Raw genomic sequence first — 7463 nt, 5'->3', positions numbered from 1 at the left:
GTCCGTCTGGGGAAAGGGGAAGAATGCTCAGACCCCGATTTGTGCAACAAAGCCTCTAAACGTACCTGCCACCGGTCGCTTAAATCTTCCGCCTGTCAATCAGTGCGGCCCAATGACCGTAAATGCTAAACAAGATCCGCCAACTTGAGCCGTTGTATCTTGCCAGAGGGGCCCTTTGGTAGCTCTGGTAAAAAATGAATTGTGTCAGGCGATTTGAATTTTCCAAGGCGTTCCTGACAGAGTGATATCAACGCCTTCTCTGACAGCTGCGATCCTGGCTTGACGGCGACAGCCGCTTCAACCGTTTCGCCATAACTCTTGCAGCTTCGCGCAAAAGCAGCGGCCTCAATAACGTCGGGCTCTGAATAAAGAACTTCATCAATCTCGCGGGGTGCAATGTTTTCGCCGCCCTTGATAATCAGCTCTTTCAGCCGTCCTGTCACAAAGACATAACCGTCATCATCCACACGCCCCAAATCACCCGTTCGTAGCCACTCGCCTGCAAATGTCTTTTTGGTTGCTTCTGGATTGTGAAGATACTCCACCATCACATTAGGGCCACGTATCGCTATTTCGCCTTCCTGATTGACCGGCGCTGCTTTGAGATCGGGCGTGAGAATGCAAATCTCATTACCGTATCCGACCCCCGGCGACCCGATTTTACGCACACCGGGCGGGAGTGGATTTGATAGGATTTGAGCTGCAGTTTCTGTCAGGCCCATTGTCTCAATGATGGGCACATTGAAGCGTTCTTCAAACGCAGATTGCGTCTCGATGGCCAGTGCGGATGATGCAGAGCGACCAAACCGCAGGCGTTCGCGTACTTCTGGCGTGGGGTTGGTGTCATTGTGCAGAAGGTGGCTAATGATAGTAGGCACGACCGAGAACCAGGTCACCTTTGCCACTTCCGCCTGCTCCCAGAATTTGCTGGCTGAAAATTTCGCGGTCATTGCCAGCGAACCGCCTGAGACAAGTGCACCCATCATCGTCACGCAAAGCCCGTTGATGTGATAGATCGGCAAGACGCAAAAGCCACGATCAGCTGGCGAAAGGTCATGGGCAATGGCTGTCGTCCAACCACCGGCCAATAGGCTCGCATGAGAATGTACGACCCCTTTGGGCTGACCGGTTGTGCCGGACGTATACATCAAGAGCGCATGTTGGTTGGCGGTGAATTCAGGGATTTGAGCCTTGTTCTGCAACAAGTTAGGGTCAATGATTTCGAGGCCATCTGGCGCGACCTGTGCAATGGTCTCGGTTTGGCTGTCATGGACAAACGCAAATCGCGCACCACTGTGATCTAACGCATAGGCAATGGCAGCGGGACCTGCAGCTAGGTTGATCATCGTCGCCCGAAAACCACCATAGAGCGCGGCATATACCGCCAGCACGCCACTTGGGCCGTTGGGGTGTACAATGGCGACACTTTCGCCTTGCTTGATGCCAGCACCGGTGAGGCCCTGCGCCATACTGCGCGCTTCATCACGCAACTCTCGCCACGTCAATCGCTCATCAGTTTCAGGGAACAGGATGGCGATCCCACCCTCTTCTGCACGCGTATCCAGCCAATTTTGGACGGTACCTTGAGGTGGCATCGCTTTATCAAGAATCATTTACCAGCCTCGCTCCAGTAATCGCCAAAGATATCCTCTACCGCGGGCTCGTGGGCTGGAATTTCTCGTACGATTTTAGTGGTCTGCATGAAATGGCGCCAATGCAGGTTTGTATCAATGGAATTACCACCCCAAGACCCGCAGCCCATCGACAAAGAAAACGGCATGCCATTCGTAAACGATCCACCAGTGGCGAAAGTGTGCGCTTGGTTCACAATAACGCGGCTTGTTGGGATAACTGTCGCGAGTTCGAGTGGCCTATCCCTATTTTGTGTATGAATGCCGACAGAATGGCCCGCGCCTTGGTACATTTCGATTTCACGCGTAATGCGCACAGCGTCGTCAAAGTCCTTCGCTCGATAGACGGTCAGAACTCGGCTTAGTTTTTCGCCAGATAGCGGATGATCTGGGCCAATGCCTTTAGTCTCTACGGCAAGGTAGGCAGTATCTGCAGGGACCTCGTTACTTAGGCCCAATGCCTCGATCATCTTAGCTGCATCTTGCGCAATCGCTTGTGGGTTTAGATGCCCTTTCACCCATAGTCTGGATGTTATTTTGGTTTCATCTGTGATCAATGCGCCGCCCGTGCGTGCCATCTCGGCTGCAAAGGCGTCGTAAATCTCATCCACAACGACAACCGCGTTTTCGGAAGAACAAGACGTTGCATTGTCAAAAGTCTTGGACGCTTTGATTTTTTCGGCTGCAGCGGCCAAGTCCGCAGTCTCATCGACGATGACAGCAACATTTCCAGCGCCCACGGCCAACGCGGGTGTTCCTGATGTATAGGCTCGTTTGACGTTGTTTTGACTGCCGGTGACAACAATCAAATCTGCAATTTCAAGCAGTCTTTGAGTTTTTTCTTTGGATCCACGTCCTGGGATCATCTGCACCAAATCACGATCGATCCCAAGCTTGTCAAACTCAGTGTGGATATAGCCGAGTAGAGCCTCGCAGGTTGGTACGCCTTTTGGTGATGGCGACACCACGATTGCGTTCCCGCACTTAAGGGCATTGATGATGTTGTTTGCAGGTGTCGCCCCGGGGTTTGTCGAGGGAACGACAGCTCCAATCACACCAATAGGGCGAGCAATTTCCGCAATCCCTGTTGCGGCGTCATCGCTGATCACCCCTTGAGTCTTTGCGTGCTGAATGTCGCGCATCAGGCCCAGCGTCTTGCGGTGGTTTTTTGTAATCTTGTCGGGCACGTTCCCGAGCCCAGTCGTTTCAACCGCAAGTTCGGCCAGATGGCGATTGCGGGACGGTTCCATGATCGCCCAAGCCGCCGCCTGTGCGGCGCGGTCATAGGCGTTTTGTGATCCGCTGCGCTCAAAAGCGCTCTGGGCACTGCGCGCACGTGCGACGATCAGTTCTACCTCTGCGATCGGATCGATGGAGCTCATAGTGACTATCCTGTATTTAATTGGCGCGCAGCACCTGATCAGAGGCGCTGCGCAGTTGGTTTAGAGACCAGCGAGAAGTTCTTTGAGTGTTTCCTCACGCGCCGCCCACATTTCTAGGACTTCGTCGCGGCTCATGATGGCCATTGGCGAACCACCAGCAGCCATGCGGCTCTTTACGCGTCCATTGCCGAACATTGCCGGCACAGTTTCGGCCAGCTTGTCGATGATTGGCTGTGGTGTGCCCTTTGGCACCATCACACCACGGAAATTCACAGACGCATTGTCGATGTCAAAGCCTTGTTCCGTCATTGTTGGCACGTCTGGGAGGAACTCTTCGTTGCGCTCAAGGTCGAACACCCCCAGGATCTTTACGTTGCCGGCAGCTTGCGCACGGAACGCATCGGATAAGTTGTTAACCCCACCAAGGACTTCACCTGCGATAACGGCGCGCATCGCACCTGCACCGCCAGCATTATTGGGGATGTAGGCCAGCTTCACGCCAGCCGCTTTCTCAAGCTGTAAAGCTGCAATGTGGTGGCCAACAAAAAGGCCAGCGCCAGAGAATGTCAAACCACCAGGATTTGCTTTTGCATAATCGACAACATCCGCCATTGAGTTAAATTCGCTGTCAGCACCGACAACGAATACGGCTGGGTCAGCGCCCCAATTTGCAATCGGTTCAAAGCTGTCGGTCGAGTAAGACACGCCACCTTCGATGGACTGCGCCACGAAGTGAGGAATATTATATGCGCCAAGCGTATAGCCGTCTGCTTCTGCTTCGGTCGCAAGCCAGTTCCAACCGACACGACCACCCGCTCCCGGGCGGTTCACAATGGCGATGGGCATACCAAGTGCATCTTCATTCCCGGCAGTCATCGTAACGATGCGTGCCTGAAAGTCAGTTGCACCACCCGCTCCATAGCTGACCATCATCATGATGGGGCGTTCGGGATAACTGCTATGTCCATCGGCATAGGCTGTTCCTGTCATTGTGGCTAAGGCCAATGCGGCCCCTGCAATCCACTGTTTCATAGTATCCTCCCTAGGGTTAACTCTGCCGCCTTTGCGGTTCAGAAAAAAATCTCTTGCGGTGTGAAAACATTCAGAAGCTGCGCGAAGAGACCGTACATCACCGCTATAAAGCCAGCGGTAATCAAGAGCCGTTTGCCCCAGCTTTTTAACTCTGAGTGGGGTGACGGGTCATAAAGTGAAAGCAAGATAAAGAAAGCAATCGCGGTGGCGGTATAAAAGCCGAACGCCTTAGCCGCCCAATAGACGTAAATGATCGCAACGATTAATCCGGGCAGCATGTTGCGCATAGCGTCGTAGCTGATCCCATTGCCGACTTTCGTCCGGCCCAAGATAGCCTTCCCAAAAGTCCAGATCGCCAAAACTGCGAAGACCGACGAAATCAGGCGTGGAAAAATGAATGCATCCGCGGGCTCCTGCGTGAAGCTGATGTAAGCTATACTGACACCGACCGCAGCGATCAGGCCAGACGCAAAGATGTGCTGATTGCGGGGCAGATCGGTCATGACAGCGCCTCTTCCTTTGCGACGGCATCGTCTTTGGTCGTGTATCGACGAGCCATGATTTCCATCCAGACTGAATAGGCGATTGAAGCAGAGACAATAAGAATAAGCAGCCAATTCAGCCAACCGGTGAAGAAGTAAGTGGCTTTGCCAACGGTAGCATTCGCGATCATCGATCCTTGGATAAAGTTCGCCTCTGCGATGGGGCCGAGGATCAGTCCAAGCACCAAGGGTGCGGCAGAAAACCCAAAACGTTCTAGGAAATACATGCCGAGACCCAGCGTCGCCATCACGTAAACATCGCCCATGGAATTCTGCACGGAGTAGCTTCCAAAGACAGCTAGACCTAAAACAATGGCTGCCATGACCGCATGAGGTACCCGAGCGACACTCGCCGCTAGGCCGGCGATATAGAGCCCGAAGATACACATCAAAAGTTGCCCAATCAGCATGGAGTCGATGAATGTCCATGCCACTTGCGGATAATTCATAAAGAGGTCGGGTCCGGGGAAGATACCATGGATCAAAAGACCCCCTAACAAAACAGCAGCTGTAGGAGAGCCAGGAATAGAAAGCGTCAGAAGCGGTACCAAAGATGGACCAACCATAGCGTTGTTGGCACTCTCTGCCGCAATCACACCTTCACTGTGGCCTGTCCCGAATTTATCGCTTTCCTTGCTAAACTTTTTGGACTGATCATATGCGACTAAGCCTGCAATCTGTCCGCCCACACCGGGGATCAGGCCGATAATTGAACCCGTAATTGTCCCAATAGCGAGCGCGGTCTTGCGTTTGAAAACCTCAACAAATGCAAGTCGAATGGGGTGTTTCTTCACATTGATGACCTCTGCATCATCATTGCGGCGGCCCTTAGTGAACATCGTGATGACTTGCGGTATGGCGAACAGGCCAATCAGCGCAGGGATCACATTAATTCCGCCACTTACCGCGGGATGGAAGATAAACCGCTGCGCGCCCATGATGTCGTCAAAGCCAATTGTGGCCAGCCAGAGACCAATACAGCCCGATAAAAGGCCTTTTACCACCGAACTGGAGTCCAATGTGCCGATGACGGTAACGCCCAGGATCGCGAGCCAGAATAAATGTGACGGTCCGAAAGCGAGCGCCCATTGTGCCAACACAGGTGTCAAAAAGATCAGGAGGAAAACGCCAAACAGGCCACCTATCGCCGACGCGATAAATGACAGCTGCAGGGCTTTTGCCCCTTCGCCCTTCGTTGCCATAGTGTGACCATCCAGCGTGGTCGCGATATTGGCTGGTGCGCCAGGGATCTTTAGCAGGATCGCGCTGACCGCCCCGCCTGCAACGGTCGATGTGTAGGCAGCACCCAAAAGGATCAATCCCTGCTGCGGCTCAAGTTTGAAGGTGAACGGTATGAGCAATGCCACGGCCATTGTAGGCGAAAGCCCCGGAGTTGCCCCCAAAATCAGGCCGCCGATAGTGCCAAGCAACAGCAACCCGAAATTTATCGGGGTGAACACGTCGCCCATGTAGTACAGGAATTCCATCTGGCCCAAAACCCTCCCAAACTTTGGCTTGACCAGTCACGTTAAGCGATGAAAATAGTTTTGCAAATGTTTTCATAAAAATGCTGATGAGGTGAAATAAGTGGCTGATAAAAAGGCTAAAAAAGTAGATATCGTCACCGTATCTAAGGCCGCGCGCGTGTCGCCTTCCACGGTATCACGCTATTTTAACCACCCAGAGTTGGTGAAATCGGCCACTCGCAAGAAGATCGATACGGCTGTGCGTAGGACGGGATATATCCGAAACAGGGCCGCGCAAACGATTCATGGGATCAGATCAGGGACTATCGGCGTTCTGGTTCCAACATTGGATCATGCAATCTTTGCTGAAGTCGTGCAGGCGTTCTCCGATACCGTTGCCTCACAAGGCTTCACCATCCTGCTGGCGTCACATGGGTATGATCTCCAGCGTGAGTACGCGATCTTACGCAAGTTCCTAGAGCACCGCGTTGATGGTGTCGTGTTGACGGGTTTGGATCATGACGAGGCTGTGTTTCAATTGCTAGATAGTCAGGAAATTCCATGCGTGTTGATGTGGAATTATTCCGCGACATCGCGCTACCCCTCCATCGGCGCTGATAACGAACAAGCGGGAAGACTGATTGCAGAGCATGTCCTCGAGTTGGGGCATCGGCGTGTCGCCTGTATGTTTCCGCCGACACACGGCAATGACCGCGCTCTCGCACGACGTGACGTAGTGCTGACGACCTTGCGTGTGGCGGGTGTGGACGTGCCCGATGAATGGATGCTGGAAACAGTTTATAGCATTTCGGAATCAAAGCAGGACACAAAGCGATTATTGCTGCAGAGGGATCGGCCAACAGCGCTTATCTGCGGCAATGATATTCTTGCGACCGGAGCGCTTTATGGTGCGACAGCGAGTGGACTGCGCGTACCGGACGATGTCACGGTCGTGGGAATTGGCGATTTCAAAGGGTCCTCAGAAATTGAACCCGCATTGACGACCGTCCGACTTCCTGCGCAGCGCATCGGCCAAGAGGCCGGGAACGCTATGGTGTTGGCAATCATCGATCCGGCCACCGGCAAGGCGGGAAGTTTAAACTGCGCACCGGAGTTCGTTGAGCGGCGGTCAAGTGCAGCAGTCAAAAGCATTAGCGAACTGATAGCGCGCTAAATTCTGAGCTGTCACACAGCAGGTTAGTGATGATGAATGGTACTTTTGAATTGTCCTTTCTGACCGCAGGAATGAGGATTTTGCGATGGCGAGTATTAGCTACGATGCAGAAATGGGGAGTTTTGGGCTCCAAGCCGCCAAGAAATGCGATGTATGTTGAAATCCGCTAATGGTCGTTTAGAGGCTCTGTTGCACAAATCGGGGTCTGAGCATTCTTCCCTTTTCCCCAGACGGAT

Annotated in this window: 6 protein-coding genes; 1 reads left to right on the top strand and 5 read right to left on the bottom strand. The window is 53.1% G+C overall.

Translation table 11 applies throughout. The annotated features are described in order from the left end of the window. Positions 1-125: 125 nt before the first annotated feature. From THS5294_RS06190 to THS5294_RS06170, 5 genes are read right to left on the bottom strand one after another with little or no spacing between them, the layout of a single operon-like run. Positions 126-1613, bottom strand: coding sequence for an AMP-binding protein (locus THS5294_RS06190; RefSeq protein ID WP_058123060.1), 1488 nt, complete (start codon positions 1611-1613; stop codon positions 126-128). Then, positions 1610-3013: an acylating sulfoacetaldehyde dehydrogenase gene (gene sauS / locus THS5294_RS06185; protein WP_058123059.1), complete on the bottom strand. Its 1404-nt coding sequence runs from the start codon at positions 3011-3013 to the stop codon at positions 1610-1612. Before sauS ends, THS5294_RS06190 begins: the two co-directional genes overlap by 4 nt. A 60-nt stretch (positions 3014-3073) precedes the next feature. Then, complete coding sequence (locus THS5294_RS06180) at positions 3074-4045, bottom strand: tripartite tricarboxylate transporter substrate binding protein (RefSeq protein ID WP_038009439.1); 972 nt, start codon at positions 4043-4045, stop codon at positions 3074-3076. 38 nt (positions 4046-4083) lie between these two features. After that, positions 4084-4548: a tripartite tricarboxylate transporter TctB family protein gene (locus THS5294_RS06175; protein ID WP_058123058.1), complete on the bottom strand. Its 465-nt coding sequence runs from the start codon at positions 4546-4548 to the stop codon at positions 4084-4086. After that, the gene (locus tag THS5294_RS06170) at positions 4545-6074 is read right to left on the bottom strand and encodes a tripartite tricarboxylate transporter permease (RefSeq protein WP_058123057.1); all 1530 of its coding nucleotides are present in this window, start codon (positions 6072-6074) and stop codon (positions 4545-4547) included. The genes THS5294_RS06175 and THS5294_RS06170 overlap by 4 nt, the downstream gene beginning before the upstream one ends. Before the next feature lie 100 nt (positions 6075-6174). Between THS5294_RS06170 and THS5294_RS06165 the strand changes: the two genes are divergently transcribed. Next, positions 6175-7227, top strand: coding sequence for a LacI family DNA-binding transcriptional regulator (locus THS5294_RS06165; protein WP_058123056.1), 1053 nt, complete (start codon positions 6175-6177; stop codon positions 7225-7227). The last annotated feature ends 236 nt before the right edge of the window (positions 7228-7463 follow it).

It is taken from the genome of Thalassobacter stenotrophicus (assembly GCF_001458315.1).
Lineage (GTDB): Bacteria > Pseudomonadota > Alphaproteobacteria > Rhodobacterales > Rhodobacteraceae > Thalassobacter > Thalassobacter stenotrophicus.
The sequence above is the reverse complement of the archived record's forward strand: the minus strand, read 5'-3'. Positions and strand labels throughout refer to the sequence as shown.